Annotated in this window: 18 protein-coding genes; 12 read left to right on the forward strand and 6 right to left on the reverse strand. The window is 43.1% G+C overall.

Features of this window, described 5'->3' with window-relative positions; genetic code table 11:
• Positions 1-74: 74 nt before the first annotated feature.
• The 3 genes from bioA (at position 75) to J8L84_RS03725 (ending at position 2422) form a co-directional block, all read left to right on the forward strand.
• Entirely contained in the window at positions 75-1355 is a 1281-nt protein-coding gene (bioA, locus tag J8L84_RS03715) for an adenosylmethionine--8-amino-7-oxononanoate transaminase (protein WP_211069507.1), read from the forward strand.
• A 79-nt stretch (positions 1356-1434) separates the two neighbouring features.
• Positions 1435-1956 carry a DUF2937 family protein gene (locus tag J8L84_RS03720; protein WP_211069508.1) on the forward strand — a complete coding sequence of 174 codons (522 nt, stop codon included), beginning with the start codon at positions 1435-1437 and terminating at the stop codon, positions 1954-1956.
• 184 nt (positions 1957-2140) lie between these two features.
• On the forward strand, positions 2141-2422 hold the full coding sequence (locus J8L84_RS03725) for a hypothetical protein (RefSeq protein WP_211069509.1): 282 nt from the start codon (positions 2141-2143) through the stop codon (positions 2420-2422).
• A 192-nt stretch (positions 2423-2614) separates the two neighbouring features.
• Here J8L84_RS03725 and J8L84_RS03730 read toward each other — a convergent pair whose 3' ends face one another.
• Together J8L84_RS03730 and J8L84_RS03735 are read right to left on the reverse strand one after the other, a co-directional pair.
• Complete coding sequence (locus J8L84_RS03730; protein WP_211069510.1) at positions 2615-3826, reverse strand: GNAT family N-acetyltransferase/peptidase C39 family protein; 1212 nt, start codon at positions 3824-3826, stop codon at positions 2615-2617.
• Between the two features lie 2 nt (positions 3827-3828).
• Complete coding sequence (locus J8L84_RS03735; protein WP_211069511.1) at positions 3829-5328, reverse strand: RimK family protein; 1500 nt, start codon at positions 5326-5328, stop codon at positions 3829-3831.
• Positions 5329-5667: 339 nt separating this feature from the next.
• Here J8L84_RS03735 and J8L84_RS03740 point away from each other — a divergent pair, with 339 nt between their 5' ends.
• Positions 5668-6636, forward strand: a complete 969-nt coding sequence (locus tag J8L84_RS03740) for a calcium/sodium antiporter (RefSeq protein WP_211069512.1) — start codon at positions 5668-5670, stop codon at positions 6634-6636.
• Here the strand turns inward: J8L84_RS03740 and J8L84_RS03745 are convergent.
• Complete coding sequence (locus tag J8L84_RS03745; RefSeq protein WP_211069513.1) at positions 6629-7024, reverse strand: hypothetical protein; 396 nt, start codon at positions 7022-7024, stop codon at positions 6629-6631. The genes J8L84_RS03740 and J8L84_RS03745 overlap by 8 nt on opposite strands.
• A 292-nt stretch (positions 7025-7316) precedes the next feature.
• Here J8L84_RS03745 and asnS point away from each other — a divergent pair, with 292 nt between their 5' ends.
• Entirely contained in the window at positions 7317-8714 is a 1398-nt protein-coding gene (gene asnS, locus J8L84_RS03750; protein WP_211069514.1) for an asparagine--tRNA ligase, read from the forward strand.
• 145 nt (positions 8715-8859) lie between these two features.
• Here the strand turns inward: asnS and J8L84_RS03755 are convergent, their stop codons facing one another.
• Complete coding sequence (locus tag J8L84_RS03755; RefSeq protein WP_211069515.1) at positions 8860-9885, reverse strand: hypothetical protein; 1026 nt, start codon at positions 9883-9885, stop codon at positions 8860-8862.
• A gap of 349 nt (positions 9886-10234) precedes the next feature.
• On the opposite strand from J8L84_RS03755, the gene J8L84_RS03760 reads away from it, so the two are divergent.
• From J8L84_RS03760 to J8L84_RS03785, 6 genes are all read left to right on the forward strand, one after another.
• Positions 10235-11230 (forward strand): paraquat-inducible protein A, encoded by a 996-nt coding sequence (locus J8L84_RS03760; RefSeq protein ID WP_247670544.1) that lies wholly within the window; start codon positions 10235-10237, stop codon positions 11228-11230.
• On the forward strand, positions 11227-12861 hold the full coding sequence (pqiB, locus tag J8L84_RS03765) for an intermembrane transport protein PqiB (protein ID WP_211069517.1): 1635 nt from the start codon (positions 11227-11229) through the stop codon (positions 12859-12861). The genes J8L84_RS03760 and pqiB overlap by 4 nt, the downstream gene beginning before the upstream one ends.
• 54 nt (positions 12862-12915) lie before the next feature.
• The gene (locus tag J8L84_RS03770) at positions 12916-13536 is read left to right on the forward strand and encodes an ABC-type transport auxiliary lipoprotein family protein (protein ID WP_211069518.1); all 621 of its coding nucleotides are present in this window, start codon (positions 12916-12918) and stop codon (positions 13534-13536) included.
• A gap of 5 nt (positions 13537-13541) precedes the next feature.
• A complete protein-coding gene (locus J8L84_RS03775) occupies positions 13542-14651 on the forward strand; it encodes a GGDEF domain-containing protein (RefSeq protein WP_211069519.1) in 1110 nt (369 codons plus the stop codon).
• Between the two features lie 169 nt (positions 14652-14820).
• The gene (locus J8L84_RS03780) at positions 14821-15975 is read left to right on the forward strand and encodes an efflux RND transporter periplasmic adaptor subunit (protein ID WP_211069520.1); all 1155 of its coding nucleotides are present in this window, start codon (positions 14821-14823) and stop codon (positions 15973-15975) included.
• An 11-nt stretch (positions 15976-15986) separates the two neighbouring features.
• Positions 15987-19142 carry an efflux RND transporter permease subunit gene (locus tag J8L84_RS03785; protein ID WP_211069521.1) on the forward strand — a complete coding sequence of 1052 codons (3156 nt, stop codon included), beginning with the start codon at positions 15987-15989 and terminating at the stop codon, positions 19140-19142.
• Between the two features lie 182 nt (positions 19143-19324).
• On the opposite strand, the gene J8L84_RS03790 is transcribed toward J8L84_RS03785, so the two are convergent.
• A complete protein-coding gene (locus J8L84_RS03790) occupies positions 19325-19690 on the reverse strand; it encodes a DoxX family protein (protein ID WP_247670546.1) in 366 nt (121 codons plus the stop codon).
• Positions 19691-19818: 128 nt separating this feature from the next.
• Here J8L84_RS03790 and J8L84_RS03795 point away from each other — a divergent pair, with 128 nt between their 5' ends.
• Positions 19819-20721, forward strand: a complete 903-nt coding sequence (locus J8L84_RS03795; RefSeq protein WP_211069522.1) for a LysR family transcriptional regulator — start codon at positions 19819-19821, stop codon at positions 20719-20721.
• A 45-nt stretch (positions 20722-20766) separates the two neighbouring features.
• On the opposite strand, the gene J8L84_RS03800 is transcribed toward J8L84_RS03795, so the two are convergent.
• Positions 20767-21396, reverse strand: a complete 630-nt coding sequence (locus J8L84_RS03800) for a TetR/AcrR family transcriptional regulator (RefSeq protein WP_211069523.1) — start codon at positions 21394-21396, stop codon at positions 20767-20769.
• Positions 21397-21427: the final 31 nt, after the last annotated feature.

The following is a 21427-nucleotide window of genomic DNA, read 5'->3' on the forward strand; positions in this document are numbered from 1 at the left end:
TGCTGGCTTAGTCTATGCTCCAAACACGAGTTGTCAACTCTGACCATTTAAAAAGCTTTACTAACGGTTGAATTTTGAACAATATAGATTTTGATAAAAAACATATCTGGCACCCTTATACCTCAGCAACTAACCCACTTCCCTGCTATGAAGTAGTAGGTGCCAAGGGGGTTGAGCTTACCCTTTCAACCGGCGAGGTATTGGTTGATGGCATGTCTAGTTGGTGGGCAGCCATTCATGGTTACAATAACCCTGTATTAAACCAGGCTGCGCATAGCCAAATTGAGGCTTTCTCTCATGTTATGTTTGGTGGTATTACTCACCAGCCTGCCGTTGATTTATGTCGCACGCTACTGGAAATGGTACCTGATGGCCTTGAACGGGTATTTTTAGCCGACTCGGGCTCGGTCTCAGTAGAAGTGGCTATCAAGATGGCCATTCAGTATTGGGCCTGCCAAGGCCGCCCCGAAAAATCGCGCATCGTCGCTCCACGTAATGGTTATCATGGCGATACTTTTGCGGCTATGTCGGTATGCGATCCGGTAAACGGCATGCACAGTTTATTCGAGAGTGTATTAAGCAAACAGCTTTTTGCCCCTGCTCCGCAAACCCGTTTTGGTCAAACGTTCAGCGAAGACGATATTTTGCCTTTAGCTGAACTGTTCGAAAAACATCATCATGAAATGGCGGCGCTTATTTTAGAGCCTGTGGTTCAAGGCGCCGGTGGTATGCGTATTTATCACCCTGAATATTTAAAACGCTGCCGCCAACTTTGCGATAATTACGATGTATTGCTGATTTGTGATGAAATTGCGACTGGATTTGGACGAACAGGCAAGCTATTCGCCTGTGAACATGCAGGTATCTCACCCGATATAATGTGTTTAGGGAAAGCTATTACCGGCGGCTACATGACCTTAGCGGCTACGTTATGTACTGAAGATGTTGCCTTAGGTGTTTGCCAAGGTTCGCCCGGTGTATTCATGCATGGACCCACTTATATGGGTAACCCGCTCGCGTGTGCAGTCGCCAATGCCAGCTTATCGTTAATAAATGAAAATCACTGGCAGCAACAAATCCCTGCCATTGAGAAACAATTACACACTGAGCTGTCAAAATGTGCCAATTTGCCCAACGTTGCCGATGTGAGAGTACTAGGTGCCATAGGTGTGGTTGAAACTGTACACCCAGTGAACGTAGCCGATATTCAGCGCCATTTTGTAAAACAAGGCGTGTGGATACGACCATTCGGTAAGCTGGTATACATTATGCCTCCGTATGTTATTAGCCCAGACCAGCTCAGTAAACTCACCCACGCTATTTACACCTATTTAAGCGGTAATACCGTAGGCTGAAAATAGATATGAATTGACTGGTCTAATGTAATTTCTACGCCGCTTAATCGCTGAAAATAACACTAGGTCAGTCATTTATATGTTCATACGCATTTTTGATAAAGTCGTTTTCGCAACGCTGTTTGTTGCAGCACTACAAGTTCCTATTTTAGCCGATCATTATCGCCAGTATTTGAGTGGCTATTACGATGCTACTCGAGAGGAAGTCTCTGCCATGTCGGCGTTAGCAACGCAACACGGCTATGCATCAGTGGGCGCAATGTTAACGGCGTTAAAGCAGAACAGCGAGGCCGTGGTTAGGGCTGATGCAGAACGTAAATCGGCGCTATTCACCAAGCTTGTCCATATAGAACAAGGGATCAAGACCCTAGAGCACGGTCACTATTATGAAAAAGCTTGGTATATGGTCACTCCATCAAATACGTCCACGCTGCAGAAGGTACTAAGCAATTTCAGCCCGTCGGTGCCACTTACCCCATCATCAATTATTTTCAGCTTTATTACTGCTTTACTGATTAATTTATTATTGTGGAGCCCTTATCTTTGCTACTGCCAAGTTAGGCATTTGAAGCACAAGCCTAAGCACGCTAGCTATCGCTAACGTGCTTAGCTTATAGCTTACCCTCTCCCCTGCCCAAAATGCGCTTTGAATAACTTCTATGCAAATTTGGCACTTTCCATGCAACAACCTTAATACGAGTTTTCTTTATTTAGCGTAAAAATATCGCGCCAATTAAAAAAAAACGTAAATATTATAGTTAGTTAAATAGTAAGGAAGAATAATTATGCCTACTGACGCACAATTACTTATTGGGAAAGTGTTGCAAATAAAAGACAAGATTAGTGCAAAACGTCATTGCATCCCTAACGAGCTACAAACTGAGTGGGACGCACTTAATAAGAAAACAGCTTGCTTTGAAAGCACAGCCATTTTTAAATCTGCGGTAAAAGGCCAACATACCAGTAAGCAACTTGCCTACTCTGGTTCAGTTAAAGAACTATCAGGTTTAGTTAGCCGCTTGAACGCGTTGAATGAAGAAGTAACGATTGCGCAGGTTAGGCACTAAAAAGGCGCTGCTTTTTCCTAGCTCAAGGCTTTTAAACTTAGGCTTTTTAAGTCGACCTTAAGTTTGCGTGCCTTAGCGTTATGAAACAACCGCGCCTTTTATTGTTAGTGTGACCGTGGCTACTCAGTTACTCCTGTATAGTTACAGAGTCTTTAGAAATAAGTTTTCAAGCAGCCGCTTTTAAGCAGAAGTTTAGCTAGCAGCTTTTGTAGACAGTAGCACCAATGTACGAACTTTACGTGTACCGTAACTGGCTAAACGAACAAAGTCGTCTCGTGCCACCGGAATGTGTTGAAATTCAACACGTTGACTCTCGTTCTGGCTATCGCCCTCGTCGGCATCTGGATCGTGCAAATAAAAGCATTGCTCATCGTAACTCGTAATAGCCACCCAATGTGGTGCTTTTTTCTTATCAAATGCATAAGTGCTTATTAGGCACAACACCGCTTTGCCAGCATCTAGCGCTTGCTCAATGGTTTCAACTCGCCACTCTTCGGTAGTAATAGCCATTTTACTTTTTTGCGCCTGACGCAAAAAATCAGCTTCTACTTGCCCAACAATATGCTTTTTGTGCTCACTTCTTACGCCGTCTGTAAATAATGGTAACGGTTGGTTGATTAACACTTCTACCGTAAACCCTTCTATTTGCGCTGCCAGCGCCAACCCAATAGGGTGGCAACCACCATGGCCTGACGTCATAAATATTGTGGTCGCTGTTCGCCAAATCGACAGTTCTTTTTGTTGGTTCATTACATAGGTATCTTGCAAGGAACACATGGCCATCATTAATGCCGATGGCCCGCAGGTAAATTCAGTCGTTTGCTGATACCAAGGGTATATAGCTTGAGACAAGGCTTTCGATGGCACTAACACCTTTTGCATACGCAATGCGTTTGAATGATCATCGTAGTAATCTACGTACATGCCAAACTGTTTGAAACTTAGACGTTGGTAAAGTGAAATAGCGCCCTTATTGTCCGCAGACACTTCTAGACGCATAAAGCGCTTTCCCTTGGCTAACGCCTGCTCCCCTAGTCTTGTTATTAACTTTTCAGCTATTCCCAAACCACGGGCTTCTGGTAACACGGCAATTGAATACAGCCGAGTGAGTTGCGTGCCTCTACGAAGTAACAATAATCCATAACCCGCTAGGGTAACTCCTTGCGCGGTGTGATGCTCGGCAATATAAAATTCAGCATGTTTAGCCGTAACGTAAAAACGAAAGCGACGAACATTCAGCTTATCGCTTTTAAAACACGTGTTTTCGATGTGCTGTATTTGTTTCACATCCTCTAACGTGGCTTTTCTCAACTGAATGGTTATAGCTGCATTCATTTCAGCCTCACGATCACTTTTATATTCATGCGCCAGCCCACTGCTTTCAAACGCAAGTGCACTTTTCATGCTTATCGCCCTCGTCGCTCTAGTCTGTCCGCAAACTCCTGCATAATTAACTCATACAAGGCTTTGCCCAAGTATTTATCTTCCACCCCAACATCTATACTTGGGTTGTCGTTAACTTCAATCACGTATACCTGATTGCCTGAATGTTTGATGTCTACACCGTATAAGCCATCCCCCACAACTTTCGCTGCTTTAATGGCTGCCTGTAACACGGGCTTAGGAACTTCAAAGGTTGGCATTGTTGTAAAGCCACCGGATGAAAAACGCTCGCCTTGATGGTGATAAATTTGCCAATGATTACGCGCCATAAAATACTGACAGGCATAAATCGGCTTACCGCCCAACATACCAATACGCCAATCAAATTCGGTAAATATATACTCTTGAACCAGTACTAAGGCCGATTCAGCCAACATTTCAACCAAGCGAGCTTTTAACGCATCGCGGTTTTCTGCTTTGTGCACACCACGAGAAAACGAGCTTTCCGGTAACTTCAATACCAAAGGTAAGCCGAACTCTTCAATAAGCTTATCGCAGGTTTCATCATCAGAATTCGACACAAACGTAGCTTTCGGTGCCGGTACTTTTTGATACGTAAACGCATCTTGTAAAAACACTTTGTTGCAACAGCGCAATATAGATTGAGTATCATCCATCACTATCACCCCTTCTCGTTCAGCCGCTCTGGCTAAACGGTAGGTGTGATGGTCTATTGCCGTAGTTTCACGAATAAATAATGCATCATAGTGCCCCAAATTTTCAGGCGACAAACGTGAAACCACATCGGCTCTAAACCCCATCTTTTCAGCGGCTTTTACAAAGTGGCGAATCGCTTTTTCATCGCTAGGTGGCGTCGACTCATCAGGGTTAACCAAAATAGCCATATCCCAACGAGTGCGCTTACTTGCTTTAGTCGCACGCCATTGTTTCGTGGTGTAGCTTTCTAATTGTGCAATACACAACTGCTGTTGTTTGCTATCTAGCGCAGTAAAGGGCTTAGCCGCAATGTCAGCAAAGCCAACCACGTTGTGTTTGCCACTTACCTTTTTACTGTCCTTTTTGTCCGCAAGGGAATCAGTCGCAGTCAGAGTAAGTAGCAAAATCGGACATGGATACTTTTCAAACGCTTGACGCGCTACACGCTTAAACCGCTGATCTTTAACTTCACCAAAAAGTACCAATAAAGGCGCAGCAGGAATGTCAATATTATCAACGGGTAATGACAACGCAAAAGGCAGTCTATCCACACTGCGTGCTTCTGCTAGTCGAAGGTCGTTAATGGTATTTACGCCGGGCAATACCAAGTGATTGCGCGCCTGTGCTAACAATGAACAGTAATACCCTTCGCTTAAATAACGGGTGGTGTCACACAGGTTTATTACCCGTATTTTCGGTTCATTAAGTTTCGGAAACTCCGCCAAGTAATCTTGAAAGGTAAGTACCGTTAACGCTGTTTCGCTAAATGGCGTAACATCGTCAGCCACAATCAACGTATTGTGCATGTAATTCGCTTCTAAATAATATTAAGTAAGTTACAATTCGAGTAGTGCAGCATGAGGAATAATACTCACCACCACTCAAGTAAGAATGGCGCTGAGTTTACGCCTAAAGTGAAAATTGCAAAGTGAATTGAGCACGGCTTTTTTTCATCGTTAAGACAACAAAAACTAATCTATCTCGCAGGGTTATTTGTGGCGAAGCGCAGTCGCTTGTTAGAAAGCGCTAGGCGATGATTCAAGCTCAGCTAAAATAAGACGATAGCCGAAGATAATTGTCGTTTTCACTTAGCTTTTTTATAAAAAAACTGCGAACAGATTTCAGAAAAACAAGTAGGAGATTGTATGTTATTAGCCAGTTTAGCCATTCTTATTGGGCTACCGGTTTTGCTATGGAGTGCAGGGAAATTTGTAGGTGGCGCAGCATCCGTCGCCAATCACTTTGGGTTGTCTCCGCTTCTTATAGGTATGCTCATTATTGGTTTTGGAACATCAGCACCTGAAATCATTGTCTCAATCTTCGCAGCCATTCAAGGTAACTCAGGTATTGCGCTAGGTAATGCCTACGGCTCGAACATCGCTAACATACTGCTTATTTTAGGACTAACCGCGCTTATCAGCCCTATAGCGGTTAAATCGAACATTATTAAAAAGGAAATTCCTGTATTGCTGGGCATTACCTTTTTCGCCTCATGGCAGGTGCTAGACCAATCGGTTTCAAAGGATGATGCTTTTTCATTACTTGGCCTTTTTGTACTGCTCATTTCGTGGAGTATTTGGCATGGTATGCAAGGCAGTAAAGACAAACTTGCCGATGAATACAGCGAGGAAATAAACGCATCTGAAGGTACAATCAAAACCCATATAATATGGCTTCTTACCGGTCTATTACTGCTAGTAGCCAGTTCTCGCATGTTGGTGTGGGGCGCTGTTGAAGTGGCTACCTACTTTGGCGTTAGCGATACCATCATTGGCTTAACCGTTATTGCGATTGGAACCTCGTTACCTGAACTTGCTTCATCGCTTATTGCAGTGAAAAAAGGTGAACACGATTTAGCATTAGGTAATGTTATTGGCTCTAACATGTTTAACACATTAGCCGTGGTGGGTATTGCAGGTACTATTCAGCCTATGACCGTAAGTGCTGACTTCTTATATCGCGATGTGGTCGTGATGTTGGCAGCAACCGTAGCACTGTTTATATTTTGCATAGGCTACAAACGCCAAGGGCGCTTAAACCGAGTAGAAGGCGGAGCATTTGTGGCAGCTTATGCCATTTACACCTATTGGCTCATTAGCATCGCCTTTATGTAGCGACTCTCATGGTAGTGGCCAGCGTAATAAGGCTAATAACAGCGATGCTGGCCAATACGAATAAATTAAAACCAAACTGATCACCCTGCCGCCTGCTGCGGCGGGCGCGCATTACAATACTAACCAAACTTACCAACAAACATACTTGCAGCATGATTTGCATGGCTTTTACATATTCAGCCGACCATCCTGTGTCGCCTTCAATGCCCCAATATTCTTGAACACCGCTGATAAAATCGGGGCGAGCAAAGTGAAATAGAACCAAGGTGACTACTAGTGCTAACCACCCTATTACATTGAGGGCCAGCATCACGCGAAAGAAATTCGTTTCGGTTCTAGGTCTTGAACGTCGCTCTTCGACACCGTACGGATTATATTTATTTCCCATTTGTCACTCTGTTCTCTGGCATCCCGCTTTAGGTTGAGTATACTAGCGTGCTATTGGATTATGCGTTATTAGCGGTATTTATTTTTAGTCTTCTCGTAAACGCCACTCTCGCGTTTTTGAAATGACTAAGTGCTATCTCGCTTTTTCAGGATGAAAATTCTAAAACATGCTGAATTATCGGCAGAAAATCCAAAAGATTGACGTAAAAACCATTATTAGTGCAAATGCACATTGTTGTTGCTTGTGGACAATGACACAAAACAGCATAAATCAGTGAGACGGAGAAATTAACATGACGCATGCGCCCGTTGTCGACGTACTTAAAGGTAAGTACGCAGTTGGCGAATCGGTAACCGTTAAAGGTTGGGTAAGAACACGCCGCGACTCTAAGGCTGGGTTATCTTTTATAGCACTACACGATGGTAGTTGCTTTGACCCTATTCAAGTGGTGGCACTGAGTTCTCTGTCAAATTACGCTGACGTACAGCGTTTAACAGCAAGTTGCTCACTATCAGTGACTGGTGTGGTAAAAGCCTCTCAGGGCCAAGGCCAATCAGTAGAAATTGAAGCCACTGAGGTTGAGGTATTAGGTTGGGTAGAAAACCCAGATACTTACCCAATGTCAGCGAAGCGTCACAGTATCGAGTACTTAAGAGAATACGCTCACCTGCGCCCTCGCACTAATGTAATTGGTGCGGTAACCCGTGTGCGTAACTGTCTATCACAAGCTATACATCGCTTCTTCCATGAGCGCGGCCATTTTTGGGTATCTACTCCAATTTTAACGGCAAGCGACACAGAAGGCGCTGGTGAAATGTTCCGCGTATCTACATTAGATATGATGAACCTGCCATTAGACGACAAAGGTAACGTTGATTACTCAGAAGATTTCTTCGGTAAAGAAACCTACCTTACCGTTTCGGGTCAGTTGAACGTTGAAACCTATTGCACAGCCATGTCTAAGGTTTATACCTTTGGACCTACTTTCCGCGCTGAAAACTCAAACACCTCTCGCCATTTGGCTGAGTTCTGGATGATTGAGCCGGAAGTTGCCTTTGCTGATTTGAGCGATATAGCTCAGTTAGCGGAAGACATGTTGAAATATGTGTGTAAAGCCGTGCTTGAAGAACTGCCAGATGACATGAACTTCTTTGCGCAACGCATCAAGAAAGATGCCGTTGAACGCTTAGAAAAGTTAGTGAGTTCTGATTTTGTTCGCATGGATTACACAGACGCTATCGATATTCTACAGAACTGCGGCAAAACATTTGAATTCCCTGTTGAGTGGGGAATTGATTTATCTTCAGAGCACGAGCGCTATTTAGCCGAAGAACACGTTGGCGCGCCTATTATTATGCAAAACTATCCTAAGGATATTAAAGCATTCTATATGCGTATTAACGACGATGGCAAAACCGTTGCCGCTATGGACGTACTTGCACCAGGTATTGGTGAGATTATTGGTGGTTCACAGCGTGAAGAACGCCTTGATGTTTTCGACGCCCGTTTGGAAGAAATGGAATTGTCGAAAGAAGACTATGCATGGTATCGCGACCTTCGCCGTTATGGCACCGTACCGCACTCTGGTTTCGGACTGGGTTTCGAGCGTTTGGTTGCTTATGTTACTGGTATGCAAAACGTGCGTGATGTTATTCCATTCCCACGTACACCAGGTAATGCTAGCTTCTAAATTGCGGTTGATCTTGTGTATATAAAGCCAGCACTTTGTGCTGGCTTTTTTATTATAAGCATGCATCGTGTCTTGCGTTGAATCGTTCCCTGCTTGCCTATTAAAGCCTATCTAATGGTATAGCTAAGGACTATTTAAGGACTGGCTAAGGCGTAACGCTATTACCAATGGCCGGCGAACGACACGGTACTACCGTATAGGTATAGCCAACCTCATCATTTTCCAAAGGCCTGATAGTTAAAATTTCATAGTCGTTTAATTCCACAATCCGTGTACCTTCTGGAATAGCGCAACGAGAAAACTCATCACTTTCATATTTAAAGATAAACTCAGCCAGCAATTGCTTTTGCATAAGTTTAAACTTCGCACCTTGGGCAGCAAGGTCAAAGCTAGTCTCTTTTTCTTCTTCCGTTGTAGCTGGCGAGGCAGTTTCTGGTAGTGCTGTTGCGTTATCGAGTTGGGCAACATTTACACCTCTATCTCCTACTTCTAAGTTTGTTGACACGACCTCAGAGGGCGTGTCTGAGAAAAGGCTTATCGGCCCAGACACCATCGACATCTCATCTATTATTATCAACACCACTATCATCCATACATAGCGAACTAAAGCAGTGGTGAACACAAACCGGTAGTCTGGCGCATGCCACAAGCCATGAACACCAAAAGGCTTCAGCAAAAGTAATACGAGTAAATACAGCGGCATGAGCAATTGGGCAAACACTAGCGCTAATAGCGTGGTAAAGAAAAACCAACTAGGAAACATGAGGATAATGGCAAAATTATGACTGTACGGTAGTGATGCGGCGCTTACCCCCGAAACACTATTAACTAATCCACTTGCCGAGGCCAACGCAAAATTAGCAATTATGGCGTAAATGAAAAGAATTAAGGCTTTGCCTGGCAAGCTATTCCATACCAACATGAACCTTGGCCAGAATTCATAAAGAATGGCGATCGACACCAATACACCGATTACGACATTAAAGAAGACCCCCTGAACATCAAAGAACAGTGCACTAAAAAATACCAAGGTTGCAGCAGTATAACAACGCTGCGCCAAATTCAGGCTTTTCCAAAACGTCGCTACCCTTGGAACTCGTGCTAACAAGCCTCGCCTCATTATGCGCTTGAACACCCCTAGGCGGCGCTGGATTTGAATTATTATGCTCATGTAATGTCTTATATTGTGATTATTTTTAGTTGTAATTATCAGCGAAGCTTCCCGCTAACCGTGGAATACGCTATTCTGTTAACAATTACATTTCAACGGTTTAACCGTCGTTTTTATAGTTTGGGTTTACAATCCAGCGCTAAAGCTCGGTTCTACAGTTCAATGTTTCCATTTAGAATAAGGCGTTTGTTTTTTTACCCCTATGGCTGAAGGTACTAGGTTAACCCTCGTTTGCGAACAATGCCATCATCGCGTTGTTTTGCCAGAGTTAAATCATCGGGAACGAGCAATATGTCCTCGATGCCATCATACCTTGCTCACATTTAAGAGAAATGCGAGCGAGCGGCTTTTGGCATTTTCAATAAGTGCGTTTGTTTTTCTAGCCCTATCCCTACCTTTTAACTTTTTGACTTTTAAATCAAGTGGTCAGAAGCATAGTATCGATCTTCCCGGTGGTCTTTCCGTGTTAATGGAAAACGACTATTTATCCTTGGCCATTATTACCGGCCTAGCGACATTAATTTTACCCGGCATGGTGCTTTTAGGTTTTATTACCCTTGGGTTAGCACATTTAAACAATGCGAGAACGCCATTTATTAAGCGGATGTTTTATTGGGTGAGAGCCCTGCTACCGTGGAGTATGGCCGAAATATTCTTAGTGGGAACATTAGTTAGCTTGATAAAAGTCACCGAACTAGCCGATGTCGCTATTGGTATGTCTTTTTATGCGTTTATTGGCTTCACCGCATTTATGGCTCTATCAATGTCTAACTTTGACAGTACAGGGTTTGCATTGTGGCTACACGAAGGCGAGTTACCACCGCCAAAACCTTTAGAAGAAAAACAAGCCAGTGGCAGTATACAACGCACTTGGGCACTGCTGCTTACCGCAACTATTTTGTATATCCCCGCGAACGTATTGCCCATTATGCGAACTGAGTTTTTTGGTCAAGAAACCCCAAATACCATTATTGGTGGCGTGATTACACTGTGGGAGGGGGGCTCTTACCCCATCGCTATTATTATTTTAGTGGCAAGCGTAGTGGTGCCAGTAGCCAAAATTATCATTCTTTGTTGGTTGAATTTAAGTGTTCAACTTGGCCGAACGGGATCTACACAATTACGCATTCGCTATTACCGCATAACCGAAGCTATTGGCCGCTGGTCAATGATTGACGTTTTTGTGGTCGCGGTATTAGTTGCACTAATTCAGATGGGCAATACCCTTTCTATTTTTCCTGGCCCCGCAGCGCTTGCGTTTTGTGCGGTGGTCTTCACTACGATGATAGCCGCTATGACATTTGATTCACGGCTTATTTGGCAGCACTGGAAACAACTACCATGACAGAAGAGGCAAAAGTTACGTCTACAAAATCAATCTCTCGCATATGGATTATTCCCATATTAGTGGTAGTGGTTGGTGGCTGGATGGTTTATCAGCAATGGAAAAATCAGGGGCCTCTGATCACCATAGAGTTACAATCTGCCACTGGCATTGAAGTTAACAAAACCCCCATAAAAGTACGGGATTTAGATGTAGGGCAAGTGAAAAAAATCACGCTAAAGCCCGACTTAGATGGTGTACTAGTTACGGCTCGTATCGATGCTAATGCCTCTCACCTTCTTACTGATAAAAGTGACTTTTGGGTAGTTGCCCCGCGGATTAGTTTTTCAGAAGTATCAGGCCTAAACACCTTACTCTCTGGAAGTTATATCGCCATGGCTGCGAATGACAGCGGTAAAGAACAACTTAATTTTATCGCCCTTGAACGCCCTCCGGTAACACCAGCCGGCACCCCAGGGTTACATGTGATTTTGCAAAGCGATGATGAATTTGCTTATAAACCGGGTGATCCCATCATTTATAAAGGTTTCAAAGTGGGTGAGTTTGAAGATGCGGTGTTTAATATTGAAGAGCGTGTGGTCTACTACGATGCATTTATTGAAGCCCCTTACCATAAGCTTATTACCGAAAATACGCGTTTTTGGGATGTGAGCGGGGTAAAGCTTAAGCTTGAATCCAGCGGCGTCAAAATGGAAACAGGCAGTTTAGAAACTCTGTTAGCCAACGGTATTACCTTTGGTGTTCCTGAAGGGGTTCAAATCGGTGAACGTGTTGTTGAAAATGCCTTTTTCACAATTTACGGAGATATAGCTACTGCCTCAAATGCCCGCTACAAACTTGCCGCTGAATACGTGCTTTTGGTTGATGAAAGTGTTCGCGGGCTTACCGTCGGCGCTCCCGTCGAATACCGAGGCATTGAAATCGGTAATGTAACGGCTATTAACTCGTTTCCTGCCGTGGAAGGCAACATACTTGAACGTGATTATCCTATTCCCGTCATCATTAATATCTACCCTGGAAAGGTGAGACAACCTGACACCGAAGAAGGCCTAAATGCCATTAAGCAAACCATGCGTAATTGGCTTCGTAAAGACTTAAGGGCCACCCTTCGAATGGGTAATGTACTCACTGGCGGCCTTTTTGTAGACTTACAACATGTCTCAAAACCCGATGACAGTGACGAGATAGCGGTGCTGAATGGTTACGAAGTTATTCCAACCGTGTCTAACGAGTTTACGCAGATTACGCAAAAAGCAGATGCTATTTTAGACAAGATAAATCAATTGCCGTTGGGTGACATGGTATCGAATGTGCTATTGGCTGTAGAAGACATGAAGCTGGCAGCCCAATCTGTTGAAACGGCAAGTGATGACTTTGATTTGCTTATTGAAAATGTCGACACCGAGCTGCTCAATACTAATTTAAATCAAGTATTGGTAAGCTTGGACAGCTTGTTAAAGAATTACAGTGAAGGTGGTTTGAGCCAATCTGAAATTAAAGAAACGGTAGATACGATGCAAGATACCATGCGTAATCTTCAGCCTTTATTATTGAAGCTAAATCAGTCACCGAATAGTTTAATTTTTACTGATAGCAATAGCTCTGGTATTGAACCAAAAGCAAGAAATTAGCGAATGGTTAAGCTCGTAAATAGCAAAGTAGTATTTAAGTACTATAGGATAACAATGAACAATTTTATTAATGACAGGAACGCGCTCATTAGCATTGTGAATAGAACAAGGTTAATACTTGCTTTACTCGTTGGCGCTTCGCTAATAGGCTGTGCATCATCTGGCAGTGCGTTGCAATATTACTTGCTTCATTCAACAACATCGCCTTCTGCGACTCAGTATGCATCTGCCCCACATCGTTTATTAATAAACAAAATTGTCCTACCCGATTATTTAAAACAACGAGGCCTTGTTTATCAAACCAGCTCTACGAGTTTACATATCGCGACAGAGCATCTCTGGGCTGAGCCCCTTGATGAGGGTATTACCAAGTCATTAAAAGCAGCGCTACGTACCCAGGGTGTAATGTTAGTTACCCATAATGTGAATGCTAAAGATATCAATGACTATTTAACCCTACAGATAGATGACTTTATTGCTACATGGCAAGGCGATATCATTCTGCGCGGGCAATACATTATAAAGCATATCAATGACTCACAGTCTGCTAACGATTTTGAGTATATACTTCCTCTCTCAACCGATGGTTTCCCAGCCAGTATTGAAGTTATGCGAGAAGCTATTAATGCTCTAGCAACAGATATAGCTAACAATATTAGTTCGGTACAAAAGTAACACTTATGCTTAACCCGATAAGAAAGTTTATAGAATTTGGAACTCATAACTCGTTATCTGATGACGTAAATCGTCGGATCAGAGTAGTAAATATGTTTTCAGCTGTAGGTATGGGGTTAACTTTTTTCTTGGGATTAAGAGCGTTATTTGCACAAGATACTCTGCTCGCTTGTGTGTTGTTGTCGGCCAGTATTCTTTTTGCTATTTCACATAAAATGCAATCTATGATAGGCGCCAAGCAAGGCAGTATTATTTCTGCCATGGTAATTATTGTATGCCTGATGTCTCTGATGCTCATACTTGTTATCACTGGCGGCAATGCGGGTACTGGGCCCCTATGGATTTTTACAGTGCCTCCAGTGACCATGTTTTTTACTGGCTTTCGCCGTGGACTCTTTGCTCTGACAGGGTTTATCACTTTAGTTATTGTTATATTATTTACCCCTGATAACGCGTTGCTAGCTACTGAATACTCTTACGAGTTTAAGACCCGACTCATTTATTCATTTATCACTATCTCTTTTCTGTCTGCTTTTTACGAATACAGCCGCCAACGCAGTTATTCTACCGCATTATATTTGAGTGAACAGTTCGAACGACAAGCCCGCTATGACCCCCTTACAACATTGCTAAACCGCCGAGGTGGTCAGCAGCAGCTTGAGCAAGAACTCAGCAGGTTACAGCGAAATAAAAAGCCGTTTTCTATTGCGCTCGCTGATATTGATAGATTCAAGTCTATCAATGACACCTTTGGGCATGACGCCGGTGATGAGGTATTAAAACAGGTAGCAGATGCCTTTCGCCGTCGATTACGAGTACAGGATGGACTCTCACGATGGGGCGGCGAAGAGTTTTTGTTTATTTTCCCAGAAACTGATGAGCAGGATGCTAAAACGGTTATCGAGCAAATAAGAGAAAATCTAAGCGCAAAAGCGATGCTGGTTGATGGCAAGTCTCATCGAGTCACATCAAGTTTTGGTGTATGCGAAATTACATCGTCAATGACCCTCACTACTGCGTTAAACTTAGCTGATCAGGCGTTATACCAAGCAAAAAATGACGGCAGAAATAGAGTGTGTAGCGCATCAGAGCTTAAACGCAAAACTAGCTGCTAGCGCACCATCAACTCACGTTGATCCCCTTCCAAATCCTTTTTAAGTACAGGTATTCCTCACTCTGAGTCTTTACATTTATTGACTCACGTTTCGTTACAATTGATGAATAACTTAGACACAATTTGGCGTTAAACTACACTCCGCTAATTTTTTCAAAAAAGACCCGACTATGAAATGGATGAAATTCATACTTCCCGTTGCCATCTTGGTAGTAAGTTATTTTATAATGAAAGGCATTGAGGCCTCTGCCTCAGATTCAGCCATAACAGAAGCGGTAGACACTCGTCCTACCGTCACTATCGAGCAGATAGATGTTGAAAGTTCTGTCATCACATTATCTTCTTACGGCGAAGTGCAACCGCTAGAAAGTACCAATCTTGCTGCTCAGGTGTCTGGTGAAGTCGAGTCTTGGAACCCTAAATTTGTGAGTGGCGGTTTAGTTCGTCGCGGTGAATTGTTGTTCTCGGTAGAAAAGGATGCCTACGAGGCGGCGTTATTACTTGCGCAAGCTAACCTTTCCAGTGCCCAAGCCCAATTAATTCAAGAACAAGCACAAGCGGATGTAGCAGCATTAGAAGCTAAGTCTATGCCCGATGCGCGCATCACCGACTTGTACCTTAGAAAGCCACAGGTGATGAGCGCACAAGCATCGGTTAAATCGGCAGAAGCCCAACTTAAGATTGCCAAGCGAGACTTAGATAACTGCGAAGTGACTGCACCTTATGATGCTCTCATTATTTCCAGAGAAATCAGTACCGGCGATTATGTTACCCAAGGCACTACCGCTGCGGTGATCAATAATATTGAGCAGGCAGAAATCACTTTCCCAATCGCAGGCTTCGACCGCGTATTTTTAGATGAAAACACCTTGGGCAAAAAAGCCATACTTACCCTAGATGATTTAAGTAAAACACAAGTTACCGCCACTATCCACCGCGATACGGGGGTTATCGATAGTGCTACCCGCATGACGCATTTTGTGGCCAGAATTGAAGATCCTTACGCTTTAAATGCAACTAAGCCTATCGTTAAATTCGGCACCTATTCCACAATTAACTTTGAAGGCAAAAGGTTAGAAGATGTATACCGTGTTCCTCAAGAGTTAATCACCAATCGTACGCTTTGGACAATAAATGACGAAAGTAAGTTGGTCTCGCAAAAAATTCAGGTTATTCGTGAAGATGGCAGCGATTTTCTTATACAAGGAACTTTTAACCCTAACAAAGTGGTGATGTCTTTACCTGAATACCCCCAAAATGGCATGGAAGTAAAAATTATCGATAATAGCGCTGATATTGTGGCAAACAGCGACACCGCTGAATAGGAGCGCCGCCAATGAATAAAACGAATTCTGAAACCGGCATCATCGCGTGGTTTGCTAATAATGCAGTGGCTGCCAACCTTTTAATGATATTTATCATTTTAATGGGCTTGGCCAGTTACTTTACCATTCAGCGCCAAATGTTCCCTAACATCGAAATTAACTACATTACGGTGTCTGCACAATATCCTGGTGCTTCTCCCCAAGAAATAGAAGAAAGTATCCTTGTTAAAGTAGAAGAGTCGTTGAAGGACGTAACCGAAATTAAAAAAACGGTAGCCCGTGCTTTTCGAGATTCAGGAACAGTGACATTGGAAATTGATACCGATGAAGAACTCACTGATGTTCTTGATAAAGTAAAACTAAGAGTTGACGGTATCGCCACCTTCCCTGCCGGTATGGAACCGGTAAATATCTCTCAAATTGAGTTCCAACAAGACGTTATTGAAATGCCTTTAGTGGGCGACTTGCCCCTTCCTGAACTTAAAGTTATTGCCAAAGATATTGAAGATGAGTTACTTCAACTAGGTAATGTTTCCTTGGTAGAAATATCGACACCTGACGATGAAATAGCGATAGAAATAAAGCCGGAAATGCTGCGCAAATACAGTCTTAGTATTGGCGATGTTAGCCAGGCAATAAGTAACTATTCAACGAATATATCGGCTGGGCAACTACGTACTAACGCCGGAATCATTTCTGTTCGAGTAGAAAACCAGTATTACAGCGGCGCTGAGTTTGCCCAAATTCCCGTGAAGATAGGCACAGCGGGTGCAAAAGTTACCTTAGGTGACATAGCGACAATTAAAGATGGCTTTACCGAAGGGGAACGCTACTTCAAATATAATGGTAAAAATGCCATTTATATGTCGGTAAGTGCAACTAAATCTCAAAATACTATTCCTGTTGCGAACACCGTAAAAGCCTATATTGAGCAACGGAATAAAACTCTCCCAGATGGAGTGAGCTTAGAAATACTAGTAGATATGACCTACTACTTGAATGCTCGCTTAGACATGATGCTAAAAAACCTGTTTCAAGGCTCCATTCTTGTGGCCTTGATGCTAACCCTATTTTTACGCTTTAAACTGGCGTTATGGGTAATGGTAGGCTTACCTGTGTGTTTCTTGGGCGCGGTTATGTTGATGCCTATATTTGGCATCAGTATTAATATTCTTTCGCTATTCGCTTTCATTATGGTGCTAGGTATTGTGGTAGACGATGCCATCGTCATAGGGGAAAGTGCCTATACCGAAATAGAAAGCAAAGGCGGTGGTATTGATAACGTAGTACGCGGCGCAAAGCGTGTTGCTACGCCAGCCACATTCGGTGTGTTGACCACCATTGCGGTATTCGCCCCGTTCACGCTAAGTAGCGGCCCTGAAGGAGCCTTCTTCTACAATATCGCTATTGTAGTTATCTTTTGCTTAGCGTTCAGCTTGGTTGAATCAAAGCTAATACTACCGGCGCATATTGCCCATACCCACTTTACTCCCATTAAAAAAGGAAGCTGGCGGGATAAGTTTAATACCCGATTCTACGGCTTTGTAAACGGGCCTTATAAGCGGACGGTAGAGCGCGCGCTAAAATGGCGTTGGGCGGTGTTTTTTCTCTTCTTTGGTATTTTGATGATCAGCATTGGGCTAATCAACGCGAACTACGTTCGTATGGTGCCTAACCCGAAAGTACCGCATGACTTCCCTAGCGTTCGCATCGAAATGAATGAAAACGTGTCGGATGCAACTACCATTAGCGCGTTAAAGACCATAGAAAAAACCATCTTAGATGTTGAAGCGCAGGTTATTGATGAGTTTGGCACCGGTATGATTCGAGACAGGCTTGCCTTTAACAATGAACGCACCCAAGGGCAAATTCTTACGCCTTTAGTGCACGAAGATAAGCGCCCTATTGATACTTTTGAATTAGCAAGACGCTGGCGTGAAGCCATACCTGAAATTCCTGGTATGAAGTCGTTCACTGTCATCGATGATGTTAATGGGGGTGGCGAAGATGGCGAGTTTGGCTATCTTTTATTTGGCTCAGATATCAATACATTGAACGCGGCAGGATTGAAGTTTATTGAAATGCTGCAACAGCAAGATGGCCTATTCGATGTTAGTTCAACCATAGATCCTGCCAGTAAAGAAGTGCAACTGGTTATGCTGCCCGTAGCCTATGATTTAGGTTTAACGTTATCTGACATCGCCTCTCAAGTTGGGGCTAGCTTCTATGGCGGCGAAGCCCAACGGGTTATTCGTAATGGCGAAGAAGTGAAGGTAATGGTGCGATACCCTGAACTTACCCGAGAGCGGTTTGCTGATTTAAAATATACCGTTATTAAAACACCTCAAGGCCGTGATGTCTTACTTGGCGACGTAGTATTGTTGGAAGAAAAACCTGGAATTAGTTACATTCGCCGTGAAGGTGGTTATCGCAGCGTGTATGTGTGGGGAAATATTGACGAAGAAGCGGTAGAGCCGAACGAAGTAGTCGAAGAAATTCGCGAAAAACTACTTCCACAACTTCAAGAAGAGTTCCCATCGGTAATGACTGAGTTGGGCGGCGATATTGAAGAACAACAAGCGCAGCAAAGTGAGCAATTATTGTTTTTCTTAGCGGCAATGATTATGGTTTATATCCTTTTGGCTGTGCCGCTTAAAAGTTATGGGCAACCGCTTATCATCATGTCGGTTATTCCGTTTAGCTTTACTGGGGCTATATGGGGTCACTTCTGGCTCGGTTTAGATTTAAGCATGATGTCTACTTTTGGCCTGATAGCCGCCGCAGGTGTAGTAATAAATGATTCCCTCGTTATGACGGATTTTGTCAATCAACGCCGGGCACAAGGTTATAGTGTAAAAGAAGCAGTAACAGAAGCAGGAAGTGCTCGCTTTAGGGCTATCACACTGACTTCTATTACTACCTTCGCCGGTGTATTGCCTATTATGTTTGAAAGTAGCCTACAAGCTGCGTTCGTGGTGCCCATGGCGGCCGCTCTTGGTTTTGCCGTACTTTACGCTACGCTGGTAACGCTGATATTAGTGCCGTGTTTATATTTAATACTACTCGATTTAACCATTCCGTTTTCTTGGATAAAAAGTCGGATTTTCAGACAAAATCAGGTGTTAAATATGGATGTTAATACTGAGATTGGAATGGAAAATAAATAGTACCGCCGCTCATTTTGCAGTACGTGGACTGCGCGGTTGATTACTATCAACCGCGCTTTTTAAAGAGTGTTTATTCTTTCAAAAACCGTATCAGCTCACTATGCCTAGGCTCTCCCAATAGTGGCATAGGACCGCTACCATAAGGAATATAGGCCACAGGTGTTAAGCGATTCGCTGCAGGTCTAGCTTTTGCTGGAATGAGATTCGCCATTGCGAACCACAAAAATATAACTCACCAGTATCGCTAATATTAAAGCCGGTATTACATTCGCGACAGCATCATAAACAACATGAAAATAAATAGCGCCAAGCATAATAATAAACAAACCGACACACGCATAAATGCTGGTTCGGCGTAACCATATCCCCACGGCACCGGCAACTTCACATGCCCCAATAAAATAGCCGAACCACAACGGCAACCCCATTGCTGCGAACGACATGTGCATCTGTTCTACACCGGCTAATTTTGCTAAACCAGCAGATGCAAACGCCGCACTTGCTAAGCCTAAGCTCACCCACATTCCTACTTTCTTTGCTTTGCTCAAGACCTTCTCCATTAAAATTCATAGTTAATTACTATTAACTTGCATAAAGCTTAAGCAAATAAATTAATAAATAATATTGAATGTATTTTAATAACTAATAAACTTAAAGTTTATGTTTTGGACCCAGCATGAAACTTGAACAATTAACTATGTTTCAATCTGTAGCTGAACTAGGCTCGCTCAGCAAAGCCAGTGTTAGGCTACATAAAACCCAACCTGCAATTAGTCAGAGTATTAAGCAATTAGAAACCACGTTGGGCATTACTTTGTTTAATCGGTCAGCCTATCGGTTAACCTTAACAGACGAAGGGAAAGTGCTATATCAACAAACTTTGCGGGTTTTAGATGAAGCCAACTCATTGCGTAATATCGCTCACAATATTGCTTCGGGTAACGAAACCAGTATAACGTTAGCAACCGAGGCAACTTACAATTTAAAAGGTATTGTTCCGATACTCGCCAATGTACAAAAGCAATTCCCTAATACACAATTGATCCTTAAACAGGAATATTTAACTGGTGCACTTGAAGCTCTACTTCAGCAAAATGCCACCTTTTGTTTATCTCCGTTAACGCCAGATCTCCAACAAAACAATCAAATAGATAGGCACATGTTAAGTTCAGGCCGACTCGTTAATGTGGCATCACCGCAACTCATTGCAAGACATCCTAGGTTGCATACAAGTACTGAGTTAATTAACGAGTATCAAATCGTGGTGCAAGATTCAGGGAAAGGTTCACTGAATAAAAGTTGGGGTGTACAAGATGGGCAACGATGTTGGTACGTTAATGACTTCGCGACAAAAAAGATGCTTATTGAAAGCGGCATGGGCTGGGGGAAATTACCCGGACACCACATTCAGAGAAGTATAGAAAATGGCAAGTTGGTACAATTACAACTAAGCGATACCGACAATTCAATAACTTTCGATTATTACATTATCAAAAATAAAAAACAGTATTTGGGCCCGGTTGCACAAGCTTTATGGGAGCAATTTAAAAACTATACTATTAACACCTTGGTTCAATGACACGCTATTAAATCAACTCACGTAATTTCTAAATGATGGGAAAAGTTATGCAGGTTGTTGCGAGCTAACCTCGTACCGACACAAAATAAGTGCGGCCGTACTTTTAGCAATATCTAACTTTCGGGCATCAGTTAAAGGGTCTTCTAGCTTAAACAATTGAGGCCAAAAACATTGCCCTTTTACCAGGCTATCCAACTCTTCAACCACTTGGTCAATGTCATCAAAATCCATACGGTTATCTTTTTTAGCGGCTTTTAACCACCGATATATGGCTTTTTCTTGTGCTTGAAGTTGAGCAACTTCATCTTTTAAACGGTTGGGCTCATAAAAAAAGTGACCAATAGCAACGCGGGCCAACTCTAGGTGTTCATCATCGCTCATAAAGTTTATGTCGGCCATAATAAGGTCTGTGAGTTGGTCGGCGATTAATATTTCTGCGTTATAGGGTGCACCTATATCAACAAGGGCAGATTGCCACTGCTCTTTAATGAGATGCATCACCAACTCTTCTTTCGCTGAGAAATGGTTGTAAACTGTTCTTTTAGACACGTTCGCTAGCTCAGCCAGTTTATCCATGCTGGTTCCGTTTACGCCAAACTCTTGAAATGCCTGCTTTGCCGCTTGAATAATGGCATCTCGCTTAACATCGCTTCGGGTACGTGTAGTACTAGTCATAGTTTTTGCTGTCTAAAAATATTATGCGACC

It is taken from the genome of Alteromonas sp. MMG017, assembly GCF_018100795.1.
In the GTDB taxonomy this organism is placed as follows: Bacteria; Pseudomonadota; Gammaproteobacteria; order Enterobacterales; family Alteromonadaceae; genus Alteromonas.

Excerpts from the sequence above, each read along its gene's own strand:
- J8L84_RS03720 (WP_211069508.1), top strand. The coding sequence starts at position 1,435 with ATGTTCATACGCATTTTTGATAAAGTCGTTTTCGCAACGCTGTTTGTT.
- J8L84_RS03725 (WP_211069509.1), top strand. The coding sequence starts at position 2,141 with ATGCCTACTGACGCACAATTACTTATTGGGAAAGTGTTGCAAATAAAA.
- J8L84_RS03730 (WP_211069510.1), bottom strand. The coding sequence starts at position 3,826 with ATGAAAAGTGCACTTGCGTTTGAAAGCAGTGGGCTGGCGCATGAATAT.
- J8L84_RS03735 (WP_211069511.1), bottom strand. The coding sequence starts at position 5,328 with ATGCACAATACGTTGATTGTGGCTGACGATGTTACGCCATTTAGCGAA.
- J8L84_RS03740 (WP_211069512.1), top strand. The coding sequence starts at position 5,668 with ATGTTATTAGCCAGTTTAGCCATTCTTATTGGGCTACCGGTTTTGCTA.
- J8L84_RS03745 (WP_211069513.1), bottom strand. The coding sequence starts at position 7,024 with ATGGGAAATAAATATAATCCGTACGGTGTCGAAGAGCGACGTTCAAGA.
- asnS (WP_211069514.1), top strand. The coding sequence starts at position 7,317 with ATGACGCATGCGCCCGTTGTCGACGTACTTAAAGGTAAGTACGCAGTT.
- J8L84_RS03755 (WP_211069515.1), bottom strand. The coding sequence starts at position 9,885 with ATGAGCATAATAATTCAAATCCAGCGCCGCCTAGGGGTGTTCAAGCGC.
- pqiB (WP_211069517.1), top strand. The coding sequence starts at position 11,227 with ATGACAGAAGAGGCAAAAGTTACGTCTACAAAATCAATCTCTCGCATA.
- J8L84_RS03770 (WP_211069518.1), top strand. The coding sequence starts at position 12,916 with ATGAACAATTTTATTAATGACAGGAACGCGCTCATTAGCATTGTGAAT.
- J8L84_RS03775 (WP_211069519.1), top strand. The coding sequence starts at position 13,542 with ATGCTTAACCCGATAAGAAAGTTTATAGAATTTGGAACTCATAACTCG.
- J8L84_RS03780 (WP_211069520.1), top strand. The coding sequence starts at position 14,821 with ATGAAATGGATGAAATTCATACTTCCCGTTGCCATCTTGGTAGTAAGT.
- J8L84_RS03785 (WP_211069521.1), top strand. The coding sequence starts at position 15,987 with ATGAATAAAACGAATTCTGAAACCGGCATCATCGCGTGGTTTGCTAAT.
- J8L84_RS03795 (WP_211069522.1), top strand. The coding sequence starts at position 19,819 with ATGAAACTTGAACAATTAACTATGTTTCAATCTGTAGCTGAACTAGGC.
- J8L84_RS03800 (WP_211069523.1), bottom strand. The coding sequence starts at position 21,396 with ATGACTAGTACTACACGTACCCGAAGCGATGTTAAGCGAGATGCCATT.